Source organism: Myxococcus xanthus, from assembly GCF_013116825.1.
Classification (GTDB): Bacteria; Myxococcota; Myxococcia; order Myxococcales; family Myxococcaceae; genus Myxococcus; species Myxococcus xanthus_B.
Genome location: NZ_JABFNS010000003.1, coordinates 1 through 25,440 on the forward strand (window position 1 = coordinate 1; position 25,440 = coordinate 25,440).

Consider the following 25,440-nt stretch of genomic DNA (forward strand, 5'->3'; position numbering starts at 1 on the left):
GGGCGGCCTCGGGGGCGGGGGGCTCGGCGCGTCGTGGAGCCGTCAGCCGGGAGATGAGGCCCTCGGCGCGGATGCGCTTGGTGGACAGCTTGCGCATGGCCGCGATTCGCTGGCCATCGGACGAAAAGAAGTCGAGGTCGCTGTGGAAGAGGTCGTCCGCCACCAGTCCGGTGCTGTCCTGCCGCACATGGACGAACACTCGCTCCCCGGGGGACGCGAGGGCGCGGAATGACTCGATGTGGATGGGAATGAAGGGCTGCAGGGCCATCTCCGGCCGCTGCTGGATGTAGAGGAAGGGCAGCAGCGTGGCGCTGTCCAGGAAGACCGGGTGGAAGTGGAAGTCTTCCAGGTGGTCTCGGGCCGGCTCGCTCAGGTGCAGCGCGCCGAGGACGCCCTCTGCATGGAAATGAAGCGTCCCCTGGCCCTTCATGAACTCGAAGTGCTCGATGGACGCCCCTCGGGCGTAGACGTACGCGTCGTCCACGTCCGTGGTGCGGGACGCGTGACGCACCACCGCTTCGAGCTCGATTCGCCCCGTCAGCGGCGCCTCGACGAAGTGGACCTCGCAGCGGAAGTGCTCCGTGCGCTCCTCCGAAGCGTCCGTGCCTCCGGCGGAGACGGGGTGGCTCTCCGCCTCCACCTGCCAGCCGAGCGTGTCCGCGCCCTGCCGTGGGAGGAATCGCAGGTGGACCCTCCGGTCGCTGTGCTCGGTGGTGGCGACAGGCTTGATGAACAGGATGTTGCGAAGCTCCACCTCGCGGGTGTCGACCCCGTGGGCGCTCAGGGCCCGGAGCACCAGATCGAGGAAGACGACCCCCGGCATGATTCGCACGCCATGGACCCGGTGGTCCCTGACAAGCGGATCGTCATTGCAGACCAGGGTGCTGCACTTGAACTCTTGTCTGAGTGGCTTCACGAGATGAAGCAGAAGCACATAAATGAAGCTGAATCCAAATGTCTACACTGAAACAGCGAATGAGTGTTTTAAGAGGCCATGCTCCGCTGGGTTGCATGTTAATCGCGGAAATTCATTTGTTGGTGAATGCGCCGCACTATGGCGGCCGTTCCCTGACATCTGTGTCGTGCTGTGGTCGGGATGTTCTGCCAATAGTGAATTGGCGCTCCCGGAGGTCTCTTGTATCGCGGCCTTGGCCGCGCCGTGTTGTGGCATTGGATGTTACAAGTTTGAGCCGTGGTGTGGGAATGTTGCGTGTTGCATTTGATGCTACAGATTGGCCGGTGGATTCTCACTAGGTGAGAATCGGGGCGCTGGAGAAGGGGGGGGCGGGCTCGTGCCCCCCAGTCGCCTTGGTGGGGGCCCCAGGTTCGCGCCCCCGGGCGCCCCGGTGCCCTCGGTGGCATTCCCCCTGGACTTGTCCGAACCGCTCTTCCGCGCGAGCCCCACTCCTGCCTCGTCCGGGAGGGGCGGACCTCAAGGCGGCCATGGACGTGCGCGGTGGCCCCGCTGTGTCCAGGCTGTCCGGCGCCCTGGAGCGGCTGTCGGCGAGCAGGGCGCAGGGCGCCGCCACCGCCTTCGAGGCCCAGCCCACGCGGATGACGCTCGCGGCGCTGCTCACGGCGCGGAAGGCGGCGGAGGCGCGCTCGCCCGGGCAGAGGGGCGCTGGGCGACAACTTCTGCCCGGTGAGGACGACGTCCCGCATGGTGCGCCCGCCGTCGCTTCGGCAGGGGACTCTCGGTCGTATGACGCGGGCATCCGGGCTGCCCTGCTGGGCGGCGCACGCAACCCCGTGACGCCCATCCAGGCCGTGCTGGAGGCGAGCGTCGAGGCTCAGGTGCATGGCCGTGAGCAGAGCCGCTGGCGCTCACGGCGACGGAGCCTGCTGCTTTCAACGCGGGAGCTGATTGATTGGCGAGGCCATATGTCTGACTGGGCTGTGCACCCCGGGGCGTACGAAATCCGCGTATCGCCAACGACTCCGGCGCCCAGGTCGATTGTCAGACAAATTCGCGGTCGTGGTTTTCCAATCGCATTTCGCGAGGAGAAGTCCATGGCGAAATGGCATCCCATGGTGGGGGAGTTGGTTGGGCTGTTCGATGCCAATGGTTGGGGGTGTGGCTTTAGTAGGGTTGTTACACATGCATGGCGGTGCCGCCAATGCCTCTCGAAACCGCAACGTGAACGACTGCATGGATGTCATCGCTGCGCCAGTCGGAGGCGACTCCCAGGGCCGCCATCGGCTGAAGCCGCACCGCAGGTTCGATGCGGGGAGTGCACTCCCGGTGGTGGATGCGTTGGTCGCGCCGGGGGCACCCTGCAACCGCGCCGGTGTCTCGTCAGGAATGCTCCGTCGTGGGCCGGCTGAGGGGGCTTCGGGGGCCGAATCGTCGAGGCGTTTCTTCCCAGGCAACCGGTGGTGGCTGGCCCCTGGCGCTCTGGGGGGGCAGCGCGCGTGGCCTGCGACGCAGGCACTACTTGATTCCCGCCCGGTGGGATGCCTACTCCTAGCGCCGTCGTGGACTCTCCTTGTCGCGCACGCGACCCTCTGAGGCCCCCTTGAACTCGAAGAAGCCCGGCCGTAACGACCCGTGTCCCTGTGGCAGTGGCAAGAAGTACAAGGTCTGCCATGCTGCGGAGGACCGGGCCCGCGCCGCGCCGCCCGCCGCTCCCGCTTCGTCCGCGAGGGCGGACCTCGAGGCGGCGATGGAAGTGCTGGGCGACCCCGATGTGTCCCGGCTGTCCGGCGCCCTGGAGCGGCTGTCGGACCTGATGACGGACTGGGGCCCGGCGTCCGGCCTGCGCTTCGACGTGAAGGGCTTCTCCGAGCACGTGGGGAAGGAGCTGGCCCGCCTGTCGGAGACCACGGAGCAGGACGCGGCCAGCGCCCGGCGTGAGCTGCTGGTGGGCACGGTGCGCGAGTTCGGGACACCGGCCTTCCTGGCATCGCTCGGCGCCGCGCTGATGGCGAAGATGTCCACGCCGGGACTGTCCGCCGAGGACCGGCGGGCCATTGGCGTGGGGGCGCTGCTGGCCTCCGCGTTCAAGCGGATGGGCAAGGCCCGGCCGGAGGACATCCCCGTGCTGGACGTGGTGTTCGACGTGCAGTTCCGCGAGTGGAGCGCCAGGCACAAGGAGCTGTCCCAGAAGTACGAGGCGCTGGTGAAGGGCTTGGAGGAGGAAGCCTTCTCCGACGAGGCGAAGGCCGCGCTCCAGCAGGCCCGGGGCGGCGACGTGGGCGCGCTGCTCAAATACGTGCAGGAGGACCCGGAGCTTGTCGAGCGCATCGCCCGCGAGGCCAAGGAGCGGGCTGTTCGTGTGGAGTCGTGGCTGCGGTCCGCGACGTCACCGGCCGTCTTCTCACCCGAGGAGGAGCTGTGGCTGACCTGCGCGCTCTGGGAGCCGATGCAGGCGCTGAAGTCCCTGCCCACGGGCGCGGAGCCCTCGGTGCGCCGGGACGCGGTGACGGCGTTGATGCGGGCAGTGAAGAGCGCGCTCGACGAGTCCTTCCTCTCCGGGCTGCTCGGCAGGCTGCGCGAGAAGGCGAAGGACCCAGGGGCGGATGACGCCGCCCGCGCGGCGTACATGGACGCCGCCATCGCCTTCGAAGCGGAGCCAGCGAGGATGTCGTTGGCCGCGCTGCTCACTGCGCGGAAGGAGGCGGAAGGGCGCTCCCCCGAGGAGATGGTGGCGCTGGCCGACCTCAAGGCGCTCACGGCGTGGACGCCGGAGGCCTTCGAGCCCTACCGCGAACTGCTGGTGAGCATGGGGCTGCCTTCCGCCGCCGCGCTTATCGAGCGCTGCCAGGCGTGGCTCAAGGACCACCCGGTGACGCTTCGCACCGAGCAGGTCTGAGGCGTTGCTGCGTCACGATGCCTCGGGCCGGCACGGCGCGGGGCGTCCACGGGACGCACCTTGTTCACGTCGAGCATGTTCTGGGCGCGCTGGCATGCCCCGGCCGCCTGAGACCGTCATCGGCCGCGGAAGGTCGCGGGCCGGCGTTCGAAGTGGGCGGAGAGCGCCTCCTGGACGTCCTCGGTCGTCGCGAGCTGCTGAATGGCCGGCAGGAGCTTCTCCGCCGCGGCGCGCTCCCCTTCGAGGACGGCCGTCCGCGCGCTTTCGAGGGTCGCCTTGATGGCGAGGGGCGGCTTCGACGCGATGCGGGCCGCGAGGCCCATCGCTGTCTCCATCAGCGCCTCGCGCGAGACGACACGCTGCACGAGCCCCAGCCGGTGCGCTTCACGCGCGTCGAGCGCATCGCCCGTCAGCAGGTACTGCATCGCGTTGCCCCAACCCATGGTCCGCACCCAGCGGGCCGTGCCCCCGCCGAAGGGGAAGATGCCCCGGTCGATTTCAATCTGCTCGAAGGTGGCGTCCTCGGAAGCCACCGTGATGTCGGCCGCGAGCATCAGCTCGATACCGAGCGTGAGGCACTTGCCATGCACCGCGATGATGAGCGGCTTCGTCCTCGCGGGGCCATGCGTGGCCCACGGGTCGATGCCCGCCGCGCTGAACAGCGTCTGGGCGTCACCCAGCCTGGGAAACACATCCATGAGGTCGAGCCCCGCCGTGAACACGGTGCCGTGAGCGAAGAGCACGCACACCCGGACGTTCTCGTCGGCCTCGGCCCGTCCCAGGGCACCCGAGAGTTGCTCGATGAGCGCGATGTTCATCGCGTTCCGCTTCTCAGGGCGGTTCAGTCCAATCTTCCGCACGAACCCTTCGGTCTCTTCCGTGATGAAGTTGCTCATGAGTCCCTCGTTGGGTGGTGGAGTCACTTCGTCTGTTGGAGCCAATCCGCCGCCTCCACCCAGACGGCCTCGGGCGTGCTGGAGCGGAACCAGCCGAAGTGGCCGATTCGCTTCATGCCGAGCTCCGCGGGCGTGCGGTGCAGGTGCTCGCGCGTCGCGTTCGGGTAGTAGTCGAGCAGCGCACGCGCGGCGGCCTCCGGCGCGATGGCGTCGTCGGAGAAGCTGTAGAGCCGTATTCGTGCCCGGACCCGGTCGTTGTACGGCCGCAGCGGCGCACCGTCGTCATCGGAGACGTAGTGTGGGCTGCGGCACCAGCGCGCCCACTGCTTCGCGATGCCTCCTGGCAGGTCTTCCGAGCCCACGGCGCGGCCCGGGAAGTAGCCCAGCAGCGCGACGGAGGCGGGCAGCGCGACGTACCAGATGGCGGCCAAAGCCAGCCCTTGGCGGAGCGGCCAGTGTCGCCACCAGCCGTGCTGTGAGCCAATCAGCAGCACGGCCTGGATGCGCGAGGTGTTCTCCGCCAGCCCCAGCATCTGCCCGCCCGCCGAGTGACCCACGACGGCCAGCCGGTGCGAGGGGAACCGAGCCGTCACCCAGTCCAGCACCGCGGGCATGTCCAGTTCGCCCCAGTCCTGGAAGCGGGCCTGGTTGCGCAGGGACGCGTCGACGACCGACTCCCCCATGGTCCGGTAGTCATACGTGACGACCGTGAAGCCACGGCCCGCGAGGAACCGGGCGAAGGCGTCGTAGTACCTGCGCGGCACCGCCGTCGCGGGATTGATCTGGACGACCACGCCATTGTCCTGGAGCCCCTGGTACACCGTCGCGGCCAGGGGGAGCCCATCCCGGGCGGGAATCCGGACGGTCTCCGTCGAGGCCGTCGCGACGGGAGAGGGCAGGGCGTCATCCCGCATCATGGCACCTTCCGGGAGGGGGCTGTCTCCGGACGCAGGCATCGCCAGGCGGCATCTGCGAGCACCTTCTCGATGCCGGCCTTGAGCTCCACGTGACCGTTGGCCCAGGCGCGCAGCAATTCCTGGGCGGGGCCGAGCAGCAGCGGCATGTAGACGGCCGGAGGCAGTGGCAGCAGCTCGCCCGCGTGGGCATGGGCCTTCATCCGGCTGAAGCCTTCCCGGATGAAGTCGCCCGTCGCGGATTGGATTTCCTGTTCGGCCGCGGCCACGGCTTCCTCACGGCGCATGCGCAGGAGATAGCGGGCGGCCTCCGGGTGCTCCCGGGACCACGCGATGTGGTGGGTGACGATGGTTCGCACGAAGGCTTCCGCGTCGTGCTTCCGCTCCAGCCGACCCCGCAGCGACTCCTGATGGAGGCGCAGGCAGTCGATGTAGAGCGCCACCGCGATGCCCTCCTTCGCACCGAAGTGGTGGTAGACGCTGCCCACGCTGGCGCCGCTGACCTTGCGGATGTCCTCGATGGTCGTCGCCGCCCAGCCCAACCGGGAGAAGCAATCCAGCGCGGCGTCCAGGATGGCGCGACGGCTCTGCTCGCCAGTCGCGCTGCGGCGTTTACGCTCCATGACTAGAATCTGATTCTAGAGCCAGATTCTAGTCAAGCGGCCGGCCGGGCCGGCCCATGTTGTCTGGAGGTCAGAACGCTGGCGCTGGCGTTCCTGTGTCTACAGGGTGGCCGCGCGGACGAGCCGCAGGACGACCGTGAAGTGGAGCCCCGCGCCGACCAGCGTCAGGGCGTGGAACAGCTCGTGGTAGCCGAAGACGCCGGGCCGGAGGTTCGGCCGCTTCAGGGCATAGGCGAGGGCGCCCGCCGTGTAGGCGACGCCGCCCGCGAGGATGAGCGCCAGGTTGCTGCCCGTGAGGGCTTGCCGTGCTTCATCGAAGTACGGCACCAGCGTCCAGCCGACCGCGACGGCCAACGCCGCCGTCACCACCTTGGGCGCCTGTATCCAGAACAGCGACTGAAGGACTCCGGCGAGCGCGCCTGCCCAGATGAGGAGCAGCAGGCGGTTGCCCGCGGCCCCGGAGATGCCCAGCAGCGCGACGGGCGTATAGGTGCCCGCGATGAGGATGAAGATGGAGGCGTGGTCCATCCGTCGCATCCATGTCCTCCCCCGCGTGGACCAGTTCACCCGGTGGTAGGTCGCGCTGACCGAGAACAACACCACCAGGCTGACGGCGAACACGGCGGCGGCCGCCGCGGCCCGATCGGTCGGGGCCATCAAGACGAGCACCAGGCCCGCCCCCAGCGCACCCGTGGCGGCGAACTGATGCAGCACACCCCGCAGTTTCGGCTTCTCCGCGGCCTGGGCGCTCAGGACCGGCCCCGCGATTCATTGACGGCGAGGACGTTGAGCTCGGCTGTGTCGGGCAAGACGGCTCGGCGAGAGACGGGATACATGAGGGGCTCCAACTCCACCGGAGAGTTACCAGTTGGTAGGTTCCGGTCGGGTAAGTTACTGTTGGGTAGGTTAGAGGTCAACGTGGCGACGAAGAAGCGACTGTCGGGTGCCGACCGCCGGGTCCAGTTGATGGCGGTGGGGCGAGGCGTGTTTGCCTCGAAGGGTTACGAGGCGACCTCCATCGAGGAGGTGGCTCAGCAGGCGGGCGTGTCGAAGCCCATCGTCTACGAGCACTTCGGCGCGAAGGAGGGGCTCTACGCGGCCATCGTGGACCGGGAGATGGATGACCTGGTGACGCGCGTGTCGGAGAGCATCGCCTCGGGCACGCCCCGCGAACGGTTCGAGCGGGCGGTGCTGGCCTTCATGACGTACGCCAAGGAGGAGCCCGCGGGCTTCGCGGTGATGACGCGCGATTCACCGCTGGCGGCTGGACGGCGGGGCCTGACGCGCGTCATCGACGACCTCGCGCTGCGGGTCTCGGACATCTTCAAGAGCGAGTTCGAGCACGCTGGCTACAACCCCAAGGTCGCGCCCATCTATGCGAACGCGCTGGTGGGCATGGTGACGCAGGTGGGGCAGTGGTGGGCGGAGGATGGGCGCTCCTTCTCGATTGACCACGTCGCGCGTCACGTCGCGGCGCTCGGGTGGATGGGCTTGCGGCACCTGCCGAAGGAGCCGGCCGCTTCGAATGGGCGGCGAGGCGCGAAGCGACGCGGTGGCTGAGCCCCGCGGCCCGGTTCGAGCATGGGAAACTGGTGGAGCGCCTCGACTTGGTGGATGGTCTCCCCATCACCGTGGACTCCTTCCTCCGTTCACCCCTCCGCTGGCTCTGGCTGCGCTGGTTCTCCATCTCACCGGCGACGCTGCTGGCGCTCTCCTTCGCGGTCCTCATCGGGGTGGGGACGGCGGGGCTGCTCTGGCTCCCGGCGTTGTATACGGGCCCGCGCCTGGGCTTTCTCGACGCGCTCTTCACCATGACCAGCGCGGTGTGCGTGACGGGGCTCTCCGTGGTGAACACCGCGACGGCCTTCACCCGCTGGGGGCATCTGTGGCTGCTCGTCTTCATCCAACTGGGGGGCCTGGGGCTGGTCACCCTCACCACGCTCGTCATCGGCGCGTTGGGCCGGCGGTTGTCCCTCCGCAGCGAGGTCATCGTCGGTGCGCCCATGGACTACACGCACCGGCAGAACGTGCTGTCGCTGGCGCTGCGGGTCGCGCGCTTCACCTTGGGGGTGGAGGCGCTGGGGGCGTTGCTGCTGTGGCTGTTGTGGCTGCCGCGCTTCGGCTGGAAGGAGGCGGCCTGGCACGCCGTCTTCCATTCGGTCAGCGCCTTCTGCAACGCCGGGTTCTCGACGTTCAGTGATTCGCTGGCGGGCTTCAACCGGGAGCCCCTCACGCTCCTCGTCATCTCCTTCCTCATCATCATGGGGAGCTTGGGCTACCTTTCGAGCGAGGAGGCGCTGCGCTGGTGGCGCAGCCGCGACCAGCGCTCCCGGCGGATGAGCGTTCACACCTTCGCGGCGCTGCTCGTCACCGGGGTGTTGCTGGTGGGCGGCACCGTGCTCTTCGCGCTCTTCGAGTGGCGGGGGGCGCTGGCGCCCCTGGGCTACGTGGACCGGGTGGCCAACGCCTGGTTCATGTCCGCCACGGCGCGCACTGCGGGCTTCAACAGCGTGAGCTACTCCGAGGTGAGCAACGCGAGCGGTTTCTTCACCATCCTGCTGATGGTGGTGGGGGGCAGCCCTGGCTCCACGGCCGGGGGCTTGAAGACGACGACGCTGGCGGTGCTGGGCGCGCTCGCCTTCACGCGCATCCGGGGCCGCCGACACGCCGAGTTGCATGGCCGCGCCATCCCGGAGGGCACCATCGAGCGCACGGTGTCGCTGGCCCTCATCGCCTTCGGGGTGATGACGGCGGCCGTCTTCGTGCTCTCCTTCACGGAGGGGCGCGGAGCGGAGTCGGTGCAGGCCGCGCGCGCCAGCTTCCTTCCCGTCTTCTTCGAGGTGGTCAGCGCCTTCTGTACGGTGGGGCTGACCATGGATATGTCGCCCAGCCTGAGCGTGGCGGGCAAGCTGCTGATCATCGGGCTGATGTTCGTGGGACGGCTGGGGCCGCTGTCCTTCTTCGCCGCCCTCAGCCTGCGCGCCCGGACGCACCTGCGGCACGTGCGCCCCGCGCAAGAGGACCTCATCGTTGGTTAAGGAGCACGGATGAAGCGCATCATCGTGGTGGGTCTGGGCAACTTCGGCTCGGTCATCGCCGCGCGCCTGCATGAGCAGGGGCATGACGTCATCGCCATCGACCCGCGACCGGCGGTGGTCGACGCCCTGGGCGCGCGCGTGTCCAAGGCCATGGTGGGAGACGCCACGCAGCGCCAGGTGTTGGAGGAGGTGGGCGCGCGGGGGGCGGACGCCGCCATCGTCTCCACGGGAGAGGACCTTTCGGCCAGCATCCTCGCGCTGCTCGCCCTGAGGGACTCGGGCATCCAGGACATCTACGTGAAGGTCCGCTCGGATGACCATGCGCGCATCGCCAACGCGCTGGGGGCCACCGAGAGCATCTTCCCGGAGCGGGAGAGCGCCCTGGGACTGGCCAGCCGCATCACCAGCGGCCGCCTCCTCCAGTACGTGCAGCTGGGAACGGAGTTCGGCCTTCAGGAGATGCCCGTGCCGGAGGCCTGGTATGGCAAGAGCCTGCGCGTGCTCGCCCTGCCGCAGCGCTACCGCGTGCACGTGGTGGCCGTGCATGACGTGCTCCAGGACCGCATGCTCCCGGTGCCAGACCCGGACCGGCTGCTCACCCCGTCCGACGCGTTGCTCGTCGCGGGTGAGCCCTCCGCGCTCGAGGCAGTGGCCGCGCTGCGCTGAGCTCGTGGCGTGGACGGCTCGGTCCTTTCGCCCGAAACGCCCGAGCCCTTCTCAATGACAACTGGCGCCACCGGCGTTCACGCTCACCGCGCGGTAGACGAGCACCGCCGCCGCCGCCAGCGGCACCGCCCGTTGGAGCAGCAGGGACACCCACCTCGGGCGGTGCTTCCACAGCGCCGCCTGAAGCTGCGCCCCCAGCAGGGCGGGCAGGCCGCCGAGCGCGAACGCGGCGAGCACCAGCGCTCCGCCTCCGAACGAACCGCTCGCCAGCGCCACCGCGAAGACGCCATAGAGGAGGCCACAGGGCAGCAGCGGTGTGACCGCACCCATTGCGCTCGCGCGGCCCGTCCACGAAAACTTTGCGCCCCAGCGCGTGACATGCCGCGCGAGGTTCTCCATGCCCGGCAGCGGGCGCAGGCGCTTGCCCAGCTCCAACGCGGACGCGACCAGCGCCACCGCCATCAGCCAGGGAAGGTAGGGGCGGGTGGAGACCGCCAGCGCCTGGGTGACGCCTCCACCCAGCATGCCCAGTGCGCCGCCCACGAGGGCATAGGCGCCCAGGCGCGCGCCCTGGTAGGCGACGACGGCTCGGCGGCGCTCGGGCCCTGGCGCGCCGGGCAGACCCGCGCAGGCCAGCGGTCCACACATGAGGAGGCAATGCACGCTCCCCGTGAGCCCCACCACGAAGGCGCCCAGTGCGCCGGCGATGACGGTGGGTTCGGAGGTGTGCAGCAGCGAGGCGAGTGCGGCCGGTTCGGGCGACATGAACGCGGTGCATCGCAACAGGCATGCCGTTCGCAAGGTGACATCGTGAATGCCTGCCTCCACGACATCGGAGCCTGCTCCGGCCGCCTGTCTCCACTGCGGCAGCCCCGTTCCTCCGGGAGGCGCGGCGCGCGACTTCTGCTGTGTGGGGTGCGAGGCCGTGCACGGCCTGCTCGTGGAGCAGGGGCTCACGCGCTACTACCAGCTCGCGCAAGGAAAGACGGCGCCCGCGTCTGAGCCGCGCAAGGAACGCGCGTTCGCGTGGCTGGAGCCGCTCATGAGCCGCGCGGAGTCGACGCCGGGCCCCTTGTGCGCGCTCGAACTGGACGTGCAGGGCATCCACTGCGCCGCATGCGTGTGGCTGATGAATGAGCTGTTCCGCCGGCAGCCGGGCGGGGCGGGGCTGACGGTGGACCCGGCCCTGGGCAAGGTGCGGATGCTGTGGCGGCGCGGCGCCTTCGACGTGGCGGAGTTCCTTCGCGGCGTGGAGGGCTTTGGCTACCTCTTCGGCCCCAGCCGCAAGCGCTCGGAGCGCACGAGCCTGGACCTGCCCATCCGCCTGGGCATCTGCGCCGCGCTGTCGATGAACGTGATGCTGTTCTCGGTGAGCTTCTACGTGGGGCTCACGCCGGAGGATGGCGATGTCTTCCGTCTCTTCACGCGGCTGAGTCTGTGGCTGTCGTCCGCGGTCGTGGTGGTGGGGGGCTGGCCCTTCTTCCGCTCCGCGCTTCAGGGCTTGCGGCGCGGCGTGCTGCACCTGGACCTGCCCATTGCCCTGGGCATCCTGCTGGTGTTCGGCATGTCGCTGGCGCAGGCGCGCGGAGGGCGCGGCGACCTGGCGTACTTCGACACGCTCAACACCTTCGTCACGCTGATGCTGGTGGGACGGTGGCTCCAGCAGCGGGTGTTGGAGCGCAACCGGCGCTTCCTGCTGGATGACGACGGGGCGGAGGGGCTCTTCGTGCGCAGGGAAGAGGGCGCGCGGCTCGCCACCGTGCGCGCCGCCGAGGTGGCCGACGGCGACGTGCTGGTGATTGCGCCGGGAGACCTGGTGCCGGTGGACGCGGTGCTGCTCGATTCGGGAGCCCGCGTGTCCACGGATTGGATTACGGGCGAGCCCGGCGAGCGCGCGGTGGGGCAGGGCGGTGCGTTGCCCGCGGGCGCGTTCAACGCCGGGCGCGAGGCCGTGCGTGTCCAGGCGAAGCAGGCGTTCACCGACTCTCCGCTGGTGGCGTTGCTCCGCCGGGCGCCCACGGACGTGGGGGGGGCCGCGCTGCACACCCGCTTCTGGGACCGCGTGTCGCGCCGCTGGGTCGTCACGGTGCTCTTCGTCTCCGCGTTGGGGCTCGTGCTGTGGTGGCCCGCCGGGCCGGACAAGGCGCTGGAGGTGGCGGTGGCGCTGCTGGTGGTGACGTGCCCGTGCGCCATCGGTATCGCCACACCACTGGCCTACGAGTTGGTCCAGGCGCGCCTGCGCCGCGGCGGCTTCTTCATCCGGAGCACGGACCTGCTGGACCGGCTGCCGCGCGTGCGAAAGGTGCTCTTCGACAAGACGGGGACGCTGACGCTGGGGCGGCTGGAGTTGGTGGATCGCGCCGCCGTGGCGGGGTTGACGCCCGCATCGCGCGACATCGCCTTCGACCTGGTGTCGCGCAGCAACCACCCCGCCAGTCGCTGCCTCGCGGCCGCGCTGACTCGGGAGGGCGCGCGCTTCAACCCGGAGGCGCGTGTGTCGGAGTTCGCGGGCCAGGGGCTCGAGCTGAATCGAGAAGGCGTGCGCTGGCGGTTGGGCCGCGCGGACTGGGCCACCGAGGCGCGTGCGGTGGAGACAGGGCAGCCGGACCACGAGCCCACGGATGGCGCGTCGCGTGAGTGGGGCAGCCCCGCGAGCCGCCACTCCAGGCCGAGTGGGCGTGTGGAGGTCCTCCTCTCCGGTTCGGGCCTCGCCGCGGGCCCGGTGCTGACCCGTGACGGCGTGCCCGTGGCCTTCTTCCAGCTCCGGGAGTCGGTACGTCCCGACGCGCGCCGTGAGGTCCAGGCGCTCCAGGGAGAGGGCCGCGAGGTGTGGCTCATCTCCGGGGACAGCCAGGGCCGCGTGAATGACATGGCCGCCGCGCTGGGCATCCCCACCCAGCACACCCTGAGTGGTCAGCGTCCCGAGGACAAGGCGGAGGCCGTCGCGAAGCTGGACGCGGCGGACACGCTGTACCTGGGCGACGGCGTCAACGACAGCCTCGCCTTCGAGCGCGCCCTCTGCGCGGGTACGCCCGCCATCGACCGGCCGGTGATGCCCGGCAAGAGCGACTTCTTCCTCCTGGGCGAAGGCCTGGGCGCCATCCGCGAGGCACTGCGGTTGTCGGCCCGGTTGCGCCAGGTGGTGCGCCGGCTGCTGGTCCTGGCGGTGGGCTACAACGTGGTGGCCGTCGCCGTGTGCCTCGCGGGTTGGATGACGCCCCTGCGCGCCGCCGTGGCCATGCCCGCCACCAGCCTGGCCACCGTGCTCTTCACGGTGTGGTGGCTGTCCGCCTCACGCGAGCGCGCCGCCGCCTCGCCCACGCCGCCGCTCCGGGAGGTGCCGGCATGAACGTCCTCGTCCTCCAGGTCTTCGTGAGCCTGATGCTCGTCGCCAGCTCGGTGCTGCTGTTCGTCTACAGCGTGCGCCACCGCGACCACGAGCACGCCGACCGGCTCTCGCTCTTCCCGCTCGAAGACGACAGCGCCGCTCCGGCGCCGCGTGCTCCCGAGCCTCCGCCCTCCGCTTCCCAGGAGTGAAGCCGTGCATCAGCAACGAATCATCTATGACGACACCACGGTCCGGCGCTTCATCATCGCGTCGGTGCTGTTCGGCATCGTGGGAATGGCGGTAGGGGCGCTGGCGGCCAGTCAGCTCGCCTGGTGGCAGGCGAACCTGGGCATCCCCTACACGACCTACTCCCGCCTGCGCCCGCTGCACACGAACGCGGTCATCTTCGCCTTCGTGGGCAACATGATGTTCGCGGGCATCTACTACTCCACGCAGCGTCTGTTGAAGACGCGCATGGCGTCGGACCTGCTCTCGAAAATCCACTTCTGGGGCTGGCAGCTCATCATCGTCGCGGCGGCGATTTCGCTACCCCTGGGCTTCACCACCTCCAAGGAGTACGCGGAGCTGGAGTGGCCCATCGACGTGGCCATCGCCGTCATCTGGGTCGTCTTCGCCATCAACTTCTTCTGGACGCTGGCGAAGCGCCACGAGAAGAACCTCTACGTCGCCATCTGGTTCTACATCGCGACCATCGTCACGGTGGCGGTGCTGCACATCGTCAACAGCCTGGCGCTGCCGCTGTCGGGGATGAAGAGCTACTCTGTCTTCGCGGGCGTCCAGGACGCGCTGGTGCAGTGGTGGTACGGCCACAACGCCGTCGCCTTCTTCCTCACCACGCCCATCCTGGGCATCATGTATTACTTCCTGCCCAAGGCGGCGGAGCGGCCGGTGTACTCGTACCGGCTGTCCATCATCCACTTCTGGGCCCTGGTCTTCATCTACATCTGGGCCGGCCCGCACCACCTGCTCTACACGGCGCTGCCGGACTGGGCGCAGTCGCTGGGCATGATTTTCAGCGTCATGCTGTGGGCGCCGTCGTGGGGCGGCATGCTCAACGGCCTGCTCACGCTGAAGGGCGCCTGGTACAAGCTGCGCGAGGACCCCGTCCTCAAGTTCCTCATCGCGGGCGTCACCTTCTACGGCATGGCCACCTTCGAAGGGCCGCTGCTGTCCATCAAGTCGGTGAGCGCGCTGGGCCACTACACGGACTGGATTGTCGGCCACGTCCACAGCGGCGCGCTGGGCTGGAACGGCTTCATGGCGGCCGGCATGTTCTACTGGCTGGTGCCCAGGCTGTACGGCACGAAGCTGCACTCGCCCAAGGCGGCGGACGCGCACTTCTGGCTCGGGACGGTGGGCATCCTCCTCTACATGGTCTCCATGTGGATCAGCGGCGTCACGCAGGGCCTCATGTGGCGCGCGGCGAACCCCGACGGCACGCTGCTCTACCCGAACTTCGTGGAGACGTTGCTGGCCATCCGGCCCATGTACATCGTCCGCTTCGTCGGCGGGTCCATGTACCTGGTGGGCTTCATCATGATGGCGTGGAACCTGTGGAAGACGGCCCGCGCCGGCAAGGCCGTGGACGGGGAGACCACCGTCGTGGTGGAGCCGCCCGCGCCCACACCCGTCGCCGAGCCCGTCCCCGCCAAGGCCCCGACGCCCGGCTGGGTGCAGGTCGTCACGGGTCGGCCGTTGGTATTCGCCATCGCCATCCTCACCGTGACGATGTTCCTCGGCTGGGCGAAGCCGGTCCGCGCGGTGGTGCTGATGGGCGCCATCATCGCGCTGGGCGAGTTCGCCTGGATTGTCACCCGCAGGGACCGTGAAGCAGGCCGTCCGTCGTGGTTCGGCCTCATCGAGGGCAAGCCGCTGGCCTTCACCGTGCTCACGCTCATCGCCATCCTGATTGGCGGTGTGGCGGAGCTGCTGCCCACCATCATGCTCAAGCAGGCGGTGCCGGCGCACGGCCAGGCGCAGGAGCCGTACTCGCCGCTGGAGCTCCAGGGCCGCGACCTCTACGTCCGCGAGGGGTGCTACACCTGCCACTCGCAGATGATTCGCCCCTTCGTGGCGGAGACGCAGCGCTACGGCGACGTGTCCCGCGCGGAGGAGTTCATCTACGACCACCCCTTCCAGTGGGGCAGCAAGCGCACCGGCCCGGACCTGCACCGGCTGGGCGGCAAGTACCCGAACCTCTGGCACTACACGCACATGATGGACCCGCGGGCGACGAGCCCCGGCTCCAACATGCCGCCGTACCCGTGGCTGGCCGAGCAGCGCATCGTCGTGAAGGACGCGCCGAAGAAGTTCGCGCTGATGCAGCGGCTGGGCGTGCCGTACAGCAACGCGGACGTGGACGGCGCCGAGGCGCGACAGAAGGCACAGGCGGAGGGCATCACCGCGGACCTGGCGGCGCAGGGCGTCCAGGTGGCGTGGGATTCGGAGATGGTGGCCATCATCGCCTACCTCCAGCGCCTGGGCCGTGGGCCGCAGGACCTGCCCGCGTCGCCGGAGAAGTCGCCCGCGCCGCCGAACCGTCTGCCTGCCGCCACCATCGCCAGTGAGGAGGGCCGCTGATGTACAAGCAATTCTATCAGGGGATGTCGCTCACCGAGCTGCCCCTCTTCGCCTTGGTCCTGTTCATCGCGGTGTTCCTCGGCGTCGTCGCCTGGGTGTTCGTGGCGCGGCGCAGCGGGGACTTCGACGCGCTCGCGCGGATGCCGCTGAGCGAGCAGGGGGAGGGCCGTCATGAGCAGTGAAAAGCCGCTGTTGCACTCCGTCTATGACGGCATCGAGGAGCACGACAACCACCTGCCCAACTGGTGGCTGTTCATCCTCTGGACGTCCATCATCTTCAGCGCGGGGTACTGGTTCTGGTACCACATCGCCGAGGCGGGGCCCGGACAGCTCGGTGAGTACGTCGCCGAGTCCGCGGAGGTGGCGAAGCGCGCGTCCGGAAACGCGCCAGCGTCTGACGGCATGCTGCTCGCGCTGGCCAAGGACCCGGCCTCCCTGGAGAGCGGAAAGCAGGTGTTCCAGGCGAACTGCGCGGCGTGTCACGGCGCGCAGGGGCAGGGCTCCATCGGTCCCAACCTGACGGACGCGTATTGGATGCACGGTGGCGGCCCCATGGCCATCCACAAGGTCGTGGCGGACGGCGTGGTGGCCAAGGGCATGCCCGCGTGGGAGCGCACCCTGGGCGCCGAGCGCGTCAAGGCCGTCACCGCCTACCTGCTCACGCTCAAGGGCACCAACGCGCCCGGCGGCAAGGAGCCGCAGGGCGAGCCCGAGCAGCCGTAGCCCACGGAGAGGACACAGTCATGTCGGCGGCACCGCAGCGGGATGGCCCGCGCATCGACCAGCTCACGTCCATCCACGCGGATGGTTCGCGGCTGGCGCTCCACCCGGCGGACGTGCGCGGCCGGTTCATCACTCGGCGGCGGGTGGGCTTCGCGGTCCTCATCGCCATCTACCTGGCCCTGCCACTGGTGGAGGTGGGGGGCCACCCGGCGGTGCACCTGGACGTGGCGGCGCGCCGCTTCTACCTCTTCGGGGGCACGTACAACGCGCAGGACTTCTGGCGCGTCCTGTTCCTGCTGACGTCGGTGGGCTTCGGCCTGCTGTTCTTCACCGCGTGGCTGGGGCGCGTGTGGTGCGGCTGGGCGTGTCCCCAGACGGTGTTCCTGGAGGCGCTGTACCGTCCCATCGAGCGGTTCTTCGATGGCCCCCGGGAGCGGCGGCTGAAGGCGGCGAAGGAGCCGTGGACGCCCGCGCGCGTGGCGCGGGCGGTGCTCAAGCATGGCGCGTACGTCGCGGTGTCGCTGCTCATCTCCCACGCGGCGTTGAGCCTCTTCGTCTCGGCGGGCGGGCTCGTCGCGATGGTGGCCGATGGCCCGGTGGCTTCGCCAGTGGCCTTCACGTGGGCCATGGTCGTGACGGGCGCGCTGTACTTCAACTTCGCCTGGTTCCGTGAGCAGCTCTGCGTGGTGGTGTGCCCGTATGGCCGCCTCCAGTCCGCGATGCAGGACCGGGACTCGCTCATCGTCGGCTATGACACGCGGCGCGGAGAACCCCGGGGGCGTCTCATCAAGGCCGCTCCGGGTGTCCCGGCCCCGCCTCCGCGCGGCGACTGCGTGGACTGCTTCAAGTGCGTGGCCGTGTGCCCCACGGGCATCGACATCCGCAATGGCTTGCAGATGGACTGTCTGGCGTGCGCGCAGTGCGTGGATGCGTGCGACGGCGTCATGGACAAGCTGGGCCGGCCGCGTGGGCTCATCCGCTATGACTCGCTCAACGGATTGGACGGGCAGCCACGGCGGGTGCTCCGGCCCCGCTTGTTCATCTACGGCGCGTTGATGCTGGTGGCGGTGGTGGGCCTCACGCTGAGCCTCGTGCGGCGCGTGCCCTTCGAGGCGAACCTGCTGCGCTTCCAGGGCATGCCCTACGTCGTCGAGCAGGGCACGGTGCGCAACCAGTTCGAGCTGCACCTGGTGAACAAGAACCCCTCCGAGACGGTGCTCACCATCCGCGTGGACAGTCCCGTGCCCGCGAAGGTGGTGGTACCCCAGGCGCAGGTGACGCTCGCCTCGCTGGAGAGCTTCCGCGTGCCGCTGTTCATCACCGTGGACCAGCGCGGAACGAAGCTGCCATTCCACTTCACCGTCGAGGTGGCCGACGCGGCCTCCGGTGAAGTGAAGCGCATGGAGGCCCGGTTCCTGGGTCCTGCCCCCACGGGAGGGTAGGGCATGCTTCCCCCGGTCGGGGGCGCCACGGCGCAGGGGTTGCGCCGTGGGTGGAGGGGGCCGCAAGGCCTGCGTGACTTCCACCGCATCCCCGTCCTGGATGATCCTGGCACGAGGCTTGGAATGGTGAGGCGGTGAGATGGAGCCCCCCCGCCAGGAAGTCCCCACGCCACCCGAAGCCCTGCTGCGCCGGTACGACGTCTCCGGCCCTCGCTACACCAGCTACCCCACGGCGCCCGAGTGGCGGAAGGACTTCGGTCCGGAGCACCTGGTGGAGCGGCTCGAGCATGCAGGCTCCCGGGAGCGCGCCGAGCCGCTGTCGCTCTACGTGCACTTGCCCTTCTGCCGCAGTCTCTGCTGGTACTGCGGCTGCAACGTCGTCATCAGCCGGGACCGGGCCGCGGCGGACCAGTACATCGACCATCTGGAGATGGAGCTGGACCTGGTGGTGCAGCGGCTCGGCTGCCGGCGCTCCTTGTCCCAGATTCACTGGGGTGGAGGGACGCCCACCTTCCTGGATGAGCGGCAGCTCGAACGGCTGTGGACGGCGCTCACCCGTCGCTTCCGCATCGCGTCGGACGCGGAGGTGGCCATCGAAATCCACCCGGCCGTGACGACGCCCGGCCAGCTCACCCTGCTGCGGAGCCTGGGCTTCAACCGCGTGTCCATGGGTCTGCAGGACTTCGACGCGCGCGTTCAGGAGGTCACCAACCGCATCCAGTCCCCGGAGGAGACGCGGGCGCTGCTGGAGCACGCGCGGCTGCTGGGCTTCAAGGGCGTGAACTTCGACCTCATCTACGGCCTGCCGCACCAGGACGCCGAGGGGTGGGCCCGCACGCTGGACACCGTGTTGTCGATGCGGCCGGACCGGCTGGCCGTCTACTCCTTCGCGTTCATGCCCGAAGTGCTGAAGCACCAGCGGCGCATGCCCGCGGAGGCCATTCCAAGCGGACGCGCCAAGCTGGAGTTGTTCCGCTCCGCCTACGCGGCCTTTGTGTCCGCGGGCTACCGGCCCATCGGCATGGACCACTTCGCGGTGGCCGAGGACGAACTGGCGCGCGCGCAGGCCGAGCGCCGGCTGGGCCGCAACTTCCAGGGCTATACCGTCAAGGCCGCGTCGGATGTGGTGGCCATTGGCAGCACCGGCATCAGCGACGTGGATGGCGCGTATGCGCAGAACGTCCGCGCGCTGCCGCGCTACTACGAGCGCGTCTCCCAGGGCTGCCTGGCCACGGAGCGGGGCCTGTCGCTGACGGCGGACGACCAGCGCCGCCGCGCGGTCATCACCCGGCTCATGTGCAACTTCTGGGTGGACCTGGGGGCGGATGGCGCTGACTACTTCGCGCCGGAGTTGGAACGGCTGCGCGCGTTCGAGGACGACGGCCTGGTGACGCGCACCGGCTCGCAGCTGGAGCTGACGCCCATGGGGCGGCTCTTCGTCCGCAACGTGGCCATGGTGTTCGACGCGTATCTCGCGGGGACGGAGCGCCCCCGCTTTTCCCGCACGGTGTGAAGGGGTCGGTCATGGATGCATTGGACGTGTTGAACCAGGAGCACCGCCACATCCAGCGCGTGCTGGTGGTCCTGGACCGGGCGGTGGCGAAGGGCCGCGATGGGGAGTTCGTCTCGGCCTCGCTCTTCCTGCGCGCCGCGAACTTCTTCCTCACCTTCGTGGACGGCAGCCACCACGCGAAGGAGATGGTGCTCTTCCAGACGATGGTGGCGCACCGGCTGCCGCTGGCGCCGGGGCTGCTGGCCCAGGTGTCCGGCGAGCACGGCACCGGCAGCGAGCACGCGGTGGCCATGCTCTGCGCGGCGGAGGCGATGCTGCGTGGCGGGGAGACGGACCCCGCGCGCATGCTCGACGCGGCGGATGACTGGTTGCGCCTGTACCGGGGGCACACCGCGGTGGAGGAGGCGCAGGTGTTTCCCATGGCGCGGCGGCTGCTGCCCACGGGAATCCTGGACCGGATGCGGACGCGCTTCGCCCGAATCGAGGCGTCGCATGGCTCGCTGGCGGAGGCCGCTGACGCCATGGAGCGCGCCTTCACGCCCCCCCCGGCGGGACGTCTCTTCCCGCGCGGACCGGTGTGCTCGTTCTAGAACGCGACGGGCGCCGCGGAAGCACTTCCCGCGACGCCCGGAGTCCCGCTGTCTGCCCGCGCGGCTCAGTCCTTCGAGAGAATGCCGTCCAGCCGCTTCTTGTCGCTGGAGAAGGAGAAGTGGCTGTAGAGCATGTGGCCGTTCTGCGGGTCCAGGATGTACGGCTCCAACTCGCGCACCACGGCCAGCTTGTCCTGGGTGAACTGGAAGTTGCCCAGGAGCTGGCTCACCTGGGAGACCAGGAAGTAGTGGTGCTGGGCCGCCGAGACGAGCACGCGCATCTTGTCCTCGGCGAAGGTCTGCAGGGAGATGGAAGAGTGGATGCGGCGCAGCTCACTGTCCGAGATGGGCCGCACCATCGGCTGCGGGGGCGGCATCGGCGGCGGCGGCGGCGGGAAGACGGTGGCGAGCAGCGGCGCCCTGTCCACCAGGTCCTGCACGGCGTTCAGCGTCTCCTTGGCCTTTCGGAACTTGTTGCGCTCCTGCCGGTTCATCCGCTGCTCGGCATCCTTCAGCAGTTGCTCCAGCCGGTCCAGGCGCTCGTTCAACTCCTGCCGGTCCACCACCACCTGGCTGCCGGTGTGCTGCGGCGGGTAGTTGGGATGGTGCGGATGGTGCGGCTGCGGCATGGGCTGGCCCGGCGGCGGGCTGGGCGGACGGCGCATCTCCGCCTGGGCGTGGGCGTCCAGGGAGGGAAGGGCGAAGAGGAGAGCGAGGGAGGTGATCAGGGCCTTCATGGGGAGCGTCCTTTCATGTGCTCGAAGCATCCGACGCGCCGGGGCCGGTTACATTCAACCGGACGCGGTAGGGCGTGCAGCCTGCCTCCGGACCACGGAAGTTCCCCCTGGAGCGGCCTGGGCCGTCCTCGCGCCGCCGTGCGTATCCCATGACTCCCGGGGGATGGGTAGCCCCCCTGTGTCTTTACCTGAGTCAGGGAAGCGCGGTGCGCTTGGACTGCACCTCGCCGTCCGGCGACATTTCGTAGACGAGCGGCACCCCGGTGGCCAGCTCCAGCCCCACCACCTGCTCCCCCGTGAGGTTGTCCAGCCGCATCACCAGGGAACGGTTGGAGTTGCCGTGGGCCACCACCAGCACGTTCTTCCCCAGGCGCAGGTCCCCGGTGATGGCCCGCTCATAGAACGGCAACACGCGCTCCGCTGTCATCGCCAGGGACTCGCCGTTGGGGGGCGGCACGTCGAAGGAGCGGCGCCACTCCTTGATTTGCGCGTCCCCCCAGCGCTTCGCGGCGTCCGCCTTGTTGAGCCCCTGCAGGTCGCCGTAGTTGCGCTCGTTGAGGGCGGCGTCCCGGATGGTGGGGACCTGCTGTCCCAACGCGTCCAGGAGGATGGACAGCGTCTCCTGCGCCCGGATGAGCGCTGACGTATAGGCGACGTCGAACTTCATCCCTTTCAGCGCCTCCGCCGCGCGCCGGGCCTCCTGGCGCCCCTGGTCGGTGAGGGGGACGTCGACGAGGCCGGTGAAGCGGTTCTCTTGATTCCACAGCGACTGACCGTGTCGGACCAGGACGAGGGTAGGCATGGCCTCCAGGTAATCCCGAAGCCCGGGGGCGGCCAGGGGGGGACGTGTCCACCCGGGGCCAGGCGTTCCAGGCTCCACAGTCTCGCGCTCCGTTCAGGCTGCTTCTCGTGCGGTGCCCCTGGTGGAGCCGGGGCCCATCACGGGGGCCTGGAAGAGGTGGTCGCCGCGACGGGCTGGGTGCGGACGCTGGGGGGCGTGGACGTGTACCTGGCGGTACGGGCCCGAGTGCCGGGGCTGCGGCGGGCGGACCTGGGCGCTGGGGAGGGAGGCCGGAGCCTCAGCCCTGGAGCATCCGCGTGAAGCGGCGCTGCATCTCCTCGGGGGACACGTTCTCGATGCGGGCGTTGAGGGCCCAGCGATGGCCGAATGGATCTCTCAGGTGCGCCGAGCGTTCGCCGTAGAACTCGTCCTGGATGGGGCGCTCCAGGGTTGCGCCCGCGTCGATGGCACGCTGGGCGGCGGCGTCCACGTCATCCACCCGGAGGTTCAGCGAGCACGTCGTGCCCCCGCGGCTCTGGGGGCCCAGGATGTCGTACTCCGGGTATTCGTCCGCGAGCATCAGCGTCACACCGCCCAGGTCCATCTCCGCGTGGCCCACGCGCCCGCTCGGCTCGGTGAGCCGGTACTTCTCCTGTGCGCCGAAGGCCCGTGTGTAGAAGTCGAGCGCGGCGGGCGCGTCCTTCGTCACCAGGGCCAGGGAGAGGCGGGGGCCCTCGGGGAGCGTCGTGGCGGAGGAGGACGGGTTCTTGTCGTTCATAGAGTATCTTTCTGGGTGGGTGTGGATGCCAGGAGGATGCCTCCGCCGCGCTCGGAGGGATTGGACGAATTCTACTTAGGCTCCGTTTTCGCTAGCCGGGTCAGTTCGCGGTCCAGGGCGCCTGCGAACTGCTGCCGGTCCTGTGCCGAGTAGCCGTCCGGGCCTCCGGTCATCACGCCGCTCTCCCGGAGCTCCTGCATGAAGTTCCGGACGGAGAGCCGCTCGGCGACGTTCTCCTCGGTGAAGACCTCTCCGCGCGGGTCCAGCACCACGACGCCCTTGGGCACGAGCAGCGCGGCGAGCGGAATGTCCTGGGTGATGGCCAGGTCCCCCGGCTGCGCCTGCTGGGCGATGTGTCGGTCGGCGACGTCGAGGCCCGCGCCCACCTGCACGCTGGAGACGTAGGCCAGCCGGGGCAGGGAGAGCGCGTGGTTGGCCACGAAGACGGTGTGGACCTTCACGCGCTGACCAGCACGCAGGATGATGTCCCGGACGGGGCCCGGGCAGGCATCGGCATCGACCCAGATTTTCATACGGACGCGACTATCTCAGGAACCGCGCGCGGACTCACCCACGGCGCGCCGAGCGCCCGTACCTTCCGGCCCAAGGCCCAGCGCGGACTCCAGGCGGGCGCGGTGGCTGCACCCGGTGCGTACGGCTGTTCTGTCGGTGTCCAGGACCAGCAGGTTCTCTCCCTGTGACAGCGTCTCCAAACTGGGCGACAGGGATGCCTTGGACGCCGGTGGGGACGAACGGCCCGGGGACGGGGACAAGCCGTGAGAGGTAATCCCTTTGGGGCGTCAAGACGCAATGTGTTGTTCAGGATGGAAGGCGTCGGCCGGGGGCTTTGTGGAAGGACGGGTGGTCGCATCTATGATGACGCCCATGCCTCTATTTTCAATGCGTGTCGTCATTCCAATCATTGCCATCGCCCTGCTCACCACTGCTTGCGGTACCGAAGCCACCGGGGAATGCCAAGGCACTCTCCTGGGCACCCGTGTGAAATGGCCCATTGATGGAGAAATGTCCCGGTGGATCCGCAATGGCTCCGGCGGGAATGGGCAGCACGGCACCTGGATTGTTCTGCGCTACGAGCCCAGGGGCGCCGTGGGCATGACGAGGTTCGGCGTGGACATCCGGCTCGTGAATGGGGCTGTCGTCAGCGGCGGGCCGGCGACGGTGGCGTTGACCAACGAGGACGGGCAGCGGCTGGTGCCGGCTACGGACTCGCTGGTGGTGGACTGGCTCGCCAGCGTGGCGACACACTCGACGACGGGCTATCCCGAAACGACGGGCGCGCCGGTGGCGGGCTCGGTGACCCTGGACGCGGTGAATGATGACCTGGCCGCGGGCCGCTATGTCTATCGTTACAGGGATGGCAGTGAGCTGACCTGCACCTTCAACGTGCCATCGCCGGAGCGAGCCGCTGGCTTCTTGGGCGGGGACTACGAAGACGATGATGATGACGATTGAACCCTGCTCATGAATCGCGCACTCGCTCGTGGTGTGTGTTGTAGGGTGAGCACATGAACAAGAACACGGGTGGCTGCTTTTGCGGAGCGGTGCGGTATGAGGTGAGCGCGCCGTTGACGGCAGTGACGTACTGCCATTGCTCGAAGTGCCGAAAATGGCATGGGCACGTCGGGGCCTACACGGCCGTGGACCGGGATGGCTTCCGGCTCACGGAGGCGCACGGCCTCAAATGGCACACCGTCTCGCCCACGGTGCGGCGCGGCTTCTGCGTCGAGTGCGGTTCCAGCGTGCTGTTCGATGAAGCGCCTTCCGCGAAGATGTCGATTTGCGCCGGGACGTTGGAGTCGCCCACCGGCATCCGCGAGAAGGCGCACATCTACCTGGGCAGCAAGGGGGACTACTACGACATCACTCCGGGCCTCGTGGAGTACGACACCTTCCCTGGGAAGTGACCCGTCGCGGTGAGGTTCAGGGGGCTCCGGCCGCCGCGTCGATGGCGTCCAGGGCCTCCACCCGCAAGCGCTCCTCCGGGGTGAAGGCGTCGAACAGCAGCCGCTGCACGGCGGCCTGACGCGCGGCGGGGTTCGGCTCGGACTGGCCCAGCGCCTCCCGGCGGGAACGGAACTCCGCCAGCCGCCGCTTCCACTCGGCCTCCTCGCGGTCCATGGCCTCCAGTCGCTCGGTGGCCTCCGCGCCCACGGTGGCCAGCCGGTGCTGGCGCAGGTCCTCGGCCGACGCACCGGATTCCACCAACTCCCGCTCCACCGCTTGCTGCCGCAGGGGCCGCAGCGCCTCATCGCGGCTGGCGCGGTATTCCACGGGGAGTTGTTCATCCAGCGCGGCGATGCGGCGCTCGCGCTCCTCGGGCGACAGCGTGGTGTCCTGCTGGAGCTTCATCCGCTCCACTGACACCGCGTCCACCCGCTCCTCGTCACCGAAGAGTCCCTCCGCCCAGGGGCCCAGGTGCTCGCGGCGCAGCTCGCGCAGGGACTCCAGCCGCGCGCCCACGTCCAGCACCGCGCCCCGTTGGTTCGCCGCGAAGGTTCGTGCCGCGTCGCGATACGCCAGGTAGTCATCCAGCACGCGCACGGCTTCCTCCATCGCCGCGGCTGGCAGATTCCTGGCCCGCAGCGAGGCGAGGATGCGCTCGCGGATGACGGGAAGCCCTTCCTCGCCCATCGCGGAAAGGTAGTAGTCGAACAGGCGGCGCAGGTCCGCCGACACCACCAGGTGACCCGACGCATCCACCTGCGCCGAGCCATCCTCCTCCGTGTCCTGGAGCGAGCCCGGCATGGGGGGCAGGGCGGGTGCGGCGGACGGGGTGTCCGCGGGCGACGCGCCGGGCACCGCACGACGCGGCGCCGGTGTACCCACGCGCGGCGCGGTGGGCATCGGCGGTGGGACCGCGGAGACAGCGGGCCCGGGCGGCGTAGGCGTCGCCCGGGCCTTCCACCATGAGAACACGCCCGCACCCAGCAGGGCGCACAGCGCGGCTACGGGAATGACGGCGCGGTTCTTCATGGCG

Annotated in this window: 25 protein-coding genes; 14 read left to right on the forward strand and 11 right to left on the reverse strand. The window is 69.3% G+C overall.

Annotated features, from left to right (window positions below; translation table 11 throughout):
* On the reverse strand, window positions 1–823 hold an 823-nt coding region (locus HNV26_RS01445), incomplete at its 3' end, for a polyketide synthase dehydratase domain-containing protein (RefSeq protein ID WP_253816073.1).
* A 1,693-nt stretch (window positions 824–2,516) separates the two neighbouring features.
* On the opposite strand from HNV26_RS01445, the gene HNV26_RS01450 reads away from it, so the two are divergent.
* Window positions 2,517–3,812, forward strand: coding sequence for a YecA family protein (locus HNV26_RS01450; RefSeq protein ID WP_253816074.1), 1,296 nt, complete (start codon window positions 2,517–2,519; stop codon window positions 3,810–3,812).
* Between the two features lie 116 nt (window positions 3,813–3,928).
* Here HNV26_RS01450 and HNV26_RS01455 read toward each other — a convergent pair whose 3' ends face one another.
* The 4 genes from HNV26_RS01455 to trhA all read right to left on the reverse strand — a co-directional run bounded on the left by HNV26_RS01455 (window position 3,929) and on the right by trhA (window position 7,013).
* Window positions 3,929–4,708 carry a crotonase/enoyl-CoA hydratase family protein gene (locus HNV26_RS01455; protein WP_171442700.1) on the reverse strand — a complete coding sequence of 260 codons (780 nt, stop codon included), beginning with the start codon at window positions 4,706–4,708 and terminating at the stop codon, window positions 3,929–3,931.
* Between the two features lie 23 nt (window positions 4,709–4,731).
* The gene (locus HNV26_RS01460; protein ID WP_253816076.1) at window positions 4,732–5,625 is read right to left on the reverse strand and encodes an alpha/beta hydrolase family protein; all 894 of its coding nucleotides are present in this window, start codon (window positions 5,623–5,625) and stop codon (window positions 4,732–4,734) included.
* The gene (locus HNV26_RS01465; protein ID WP_171442699.1) at window positions 5,622–6,245 is read right to left on the reverse strand and encodes a TetR/AcrR family transcriptional regulator; all 624 of its coding nucleotides are present in this window, start codon (window positions 6,243–6,245) and stop codon (window positions 5,622–5,624) included. The genes HNV26_RS01460 and HNV26_RS01465 overlap by 4 nt, the downstream gene beginning before the upstream one ends.
* A gap of 99 nt (window positions 6,246–6,344) precedes the next feature.
* Window positions 6,345–7,013, reverse strand: a complete 669-nt coding sequence (trhA, locus tag HNV26_RS01470; protein ID WP_434349022.1) for a PAQR family membrane homeostasis protein TrhA — start codon at window positions 7,011–7,013, stop codon at window positions 6,345–6,347.
* Window positions 7,014–7,163: 150 nt separating this feature from the next.
* On the opposite strand from trhA, the gene HNV26_RS01475 reads away from it, so the two are divergent.
* From HNV26_RS01475 to HNV26_RS01485, 3 genes are read left to right on the forward strand one after another with little or no spacing between them, the layout of a single operon-like run.
* Window positions 7,164–7,805 (forward strand): TetR/AcrR family transcriptional regulator, encoded by a 642-nt coding sequence (locus tag HNV26_RS01475; RefSeq protein WP_366816718.1) that lies wholly within the window; start codon window positions 7,164–7,166, stop codon window positions 7,803–7,805.
* 50 nt (window positions 7,806–7,855) lie between these two features.
* Window positions 7,856–9,283 (forward strand): TrkH family potassium uptake protein, encoded by a 1,428-nt coding sequence (locus tag HNV26_RS01480; RefSeq protein ID WP_366816724.1) that lies wholly within the window; start codon window positions 7,856–7,858, stop codon window positions 9,281–9,283.
* A gap of 9 nt (window positions 9,284–9,292) precedes the next feature.
* The gene (locus tag HNV26_RS01485) at window positions 9,293–9,949 is read left to right on the forward strand and encodes a potassium channel family protein (protein WP_171442696.1); all 657 of its coding nucleotides are present in this window, start codon (window positions 9,293–9,295) and stop codon (window positions 9,947–9,949) included.
* A 51-nt stretch (window positions 9,950–10,000) separates the two neighbouring features.
* Here the strand turns inward: HNV26_RS01485 and HNV26_RS01490 are convergent, their stop codons facing one another.
* The gene (locus tag HNV26_RS01490; protein ID WP_171442695.1) at window positions 10,001–10,714 is read right to left on the reverse strand and encodes a sulfite exporter TauE/SafE family protein; all 714 of its coding nucleotides are present in this window, start codon (window positions 10,712–10,714) and stop codon (window positions 10,001–10,003) included.
* 49 nt (window positions 10,715–10,763) lie between these two features.
* On the opposite strand from HNV26_RS01490, the gene HNV26_RS01495 reads away from it, so the two are divergent.
* From HNV26_RS01495 to HNV26_RS01530, 8 genes are all read left to right on the forward strand, one after another.
* Window positions 10,764–13,298, forward strand: a complete 2,535-nt coding sequence (locus HNV26_RS01495; protein ID WP_171442694.1) for a heavy metal translocating P-type ATPase — start codon at window positions 10,764–10,766, stop codon at window positions 13,296–13,298.
* Window positions 13,295–13,486, forward strand: coding sequence for a hypothetical protein (locus HNV26_RS01500; protein ID WP_011555496.1), 192 nt, complete (start codon window positions 13,295–13,297; stop codon window positions 13,484–13,486). The genes HNV26_RS01495 and HNV26_RS01500 overlap by 4 nt, the downstream gene beginning before the upstream one ends.
* Window positions 13,487–13,490: 4 nt before the next feature.
* A complete protein-coding gene (gene ccoN, locus HNV26_RS01505) occupies window positions 13,491–15,878 on the forward strand; it encodes a cytochrome-c oxidase, cbb3-type subunit I (RefSeq protein WP_171442693.1) in 2,388 nt (795 codons plus the stop codon).
* On the forward strand, window positions 15,878–16,060 hold the full coding sequence (locus HNV26_RS01510; RefSeq protein ID WP_011555494.1) for a cbb3-type cytochrome oxidase subunit 3: 183 nt from the start codon (window positions 15,878–15,880) through the stop codon (window positions 16,058–16,060). The genes ccoN and HNV26_RS01510 overlap by 1 nt, the downstream gene beginning before the upstream one ends.
* Window positions 16,050–16,601, forward strand: a complete 552-nt coding sequence (locus HNV26_RS01515; protein WP_171442692.1) for a c-type cytochrome — start codon at window positions 16,050–16,052, stop codon at window positions 16,599–16,601. Before HNV26_RS01510 ends, HNV26_RS01515 begins: the two co-directional genes overlap by 11 nt.
* Window positions 16,602–16,621: 20 nt before the next feature.
* Window positions 16,622–18,043: a cytochrome c oxidase accessory protein CcoG gene (gene ccoG / locus HNV26_RS01520; RefSeq protein WP_171442691.1), complete on the forward strand. Its 1,422-nt coding sequence runs from the start codon at window positions 16,622–16,624 to the stop codon at window positions 18,041–18,043.
* 139 nt (window positions 18,044–18,182) lie between these two features.
* Complete coding sequence (gene hemN, locus HNV26_RS01525) at window positions 18,183–19,556, forward strand: oxygen-independent coproporphyrinogen III oxidase (protein WP_171442690.1); 1,374 nt, start codon at window positions 18,183–18,185, stop codon at window positions 19,554–19,556.
* 11 nt (window positions 19,557–19,567) lie between these two features.
* Window positions 19,568–20,146 carry a hemerythrin domain-containing protein gene (locus tag HNV26_RS01530; protein ID WP_171442689.1) on the forward strand — a complete coding sequence of 193 codons (579 nt, stop codon included), beginning with the start codon at window positions 19,568–19,570 and terminating at the stop codon, window positions 20,144–20,146.
* A 65-nt stretch (window positions 20,147–20,211) separates the two neighbouring features.
* Here the strand turns inward: HNV26_RS01530 and HNV26_RS01535 are convergent, their stop codons facing one another.
* The 4 genes from HNV26_RS01535 to HNV26_RS01550 form a co-directional block, all read right to left on the reverse strand.
* Window positions 20,212–20,883: a proline and serine-rich protein 1 family protein gene (locus HNV26_RS01535; protein ID WP_171442688.1), complete on the reverse strand. Its 672-nt coding sequence runs from the start codon at window positions 20,881–20,883 to the stop codon at window positions 20,212–20,214.
* Between the two features lie 193 nt (window positions 20,884–21,076).
* Window positions 21,077–21,685 carry a 2,3-bisphosphoglycerate-dependent phosphoglycerate mutase gene (locus HNV26_RS01540; RefSeq protein ID WP_171442687.1) on the reverse strand — a complete coding sequence of 203 codons (609 nt, stop codon included), beginning with the start codon at window positions 21,683–21,685 and terminating at the stop codon, window positions 21,077–21,079.
* A 277-nt stretch (window positions 21,686–21,962) separates the two neighbouring features.
* Window positions 21,963–22,442, reverse strand: a complete 480-nt coding sequence (locus HNV26_RS01545; RefSeq protein WP_171442686.1) for a VOC family protein — start codon at window positions 22,440–22,442, stop codon at window positions 21,963–21,965.
* Window positions 22,443–22,513: 71 nt separating this feature from the next.
* Complete coding sequence (locus HNV26_RS01550; protein WP_171442685.1) at window positions 22,514–22,975, reverse strand: YaiI/YqxD family protein; 462 nt, start codon at window positions 22,973–22,975, stop codon at window positions 22,514–22,516.
* Window positions 22,976–23,465: 490 nt separating this feature from the next.
* Between HNV26_RS01550 and HNV26_RS01555 the strand changes: the two genes are divergently transcribed.
* On the forward strand, window positions 23,466–23,915 hold the full coding sequence (locus HNV26_RS01555) for a hypothetical protein (RefSeq protein ID WP_253816079.1): 450 nt from the start codon (window positions 23,466–23,468) through the stop codon (window positions 23,913–23,915).
* Window positions 23,916–23,968: 53 nt separating this feature from the next.
* Window positions 23,969–24,367, forward strand: coding sequence for a GFA family protein (locus tag HNV26_RS01560; protein WP_171442683.1), 399 nt, complete (start codon window positions 23,969–23,971; stop codon window positions 24,365–24,367).
* Between the two features lie 16 nt (window positions 24,368–24,383).
* Here HNV26_RS01560 and HNV26_RS01565 read toward each other — a convergent pair whose 3' ends face one another.
* Window positions 24,384–25,436 carry a lipase secretion chaperone gene (locus HNV26_RS01565; protein WP_171442682.1) on the reverse strand — a complete coding sequence of 351 codons (1,053 nt, stop codon included), beginning with the start codon at window positions 25,434–25,436 and terminating at the stop codon, window positions 24,384–24,386.
* Window positions 25,437–25,440: the final 4 nt, after the last annotated feature.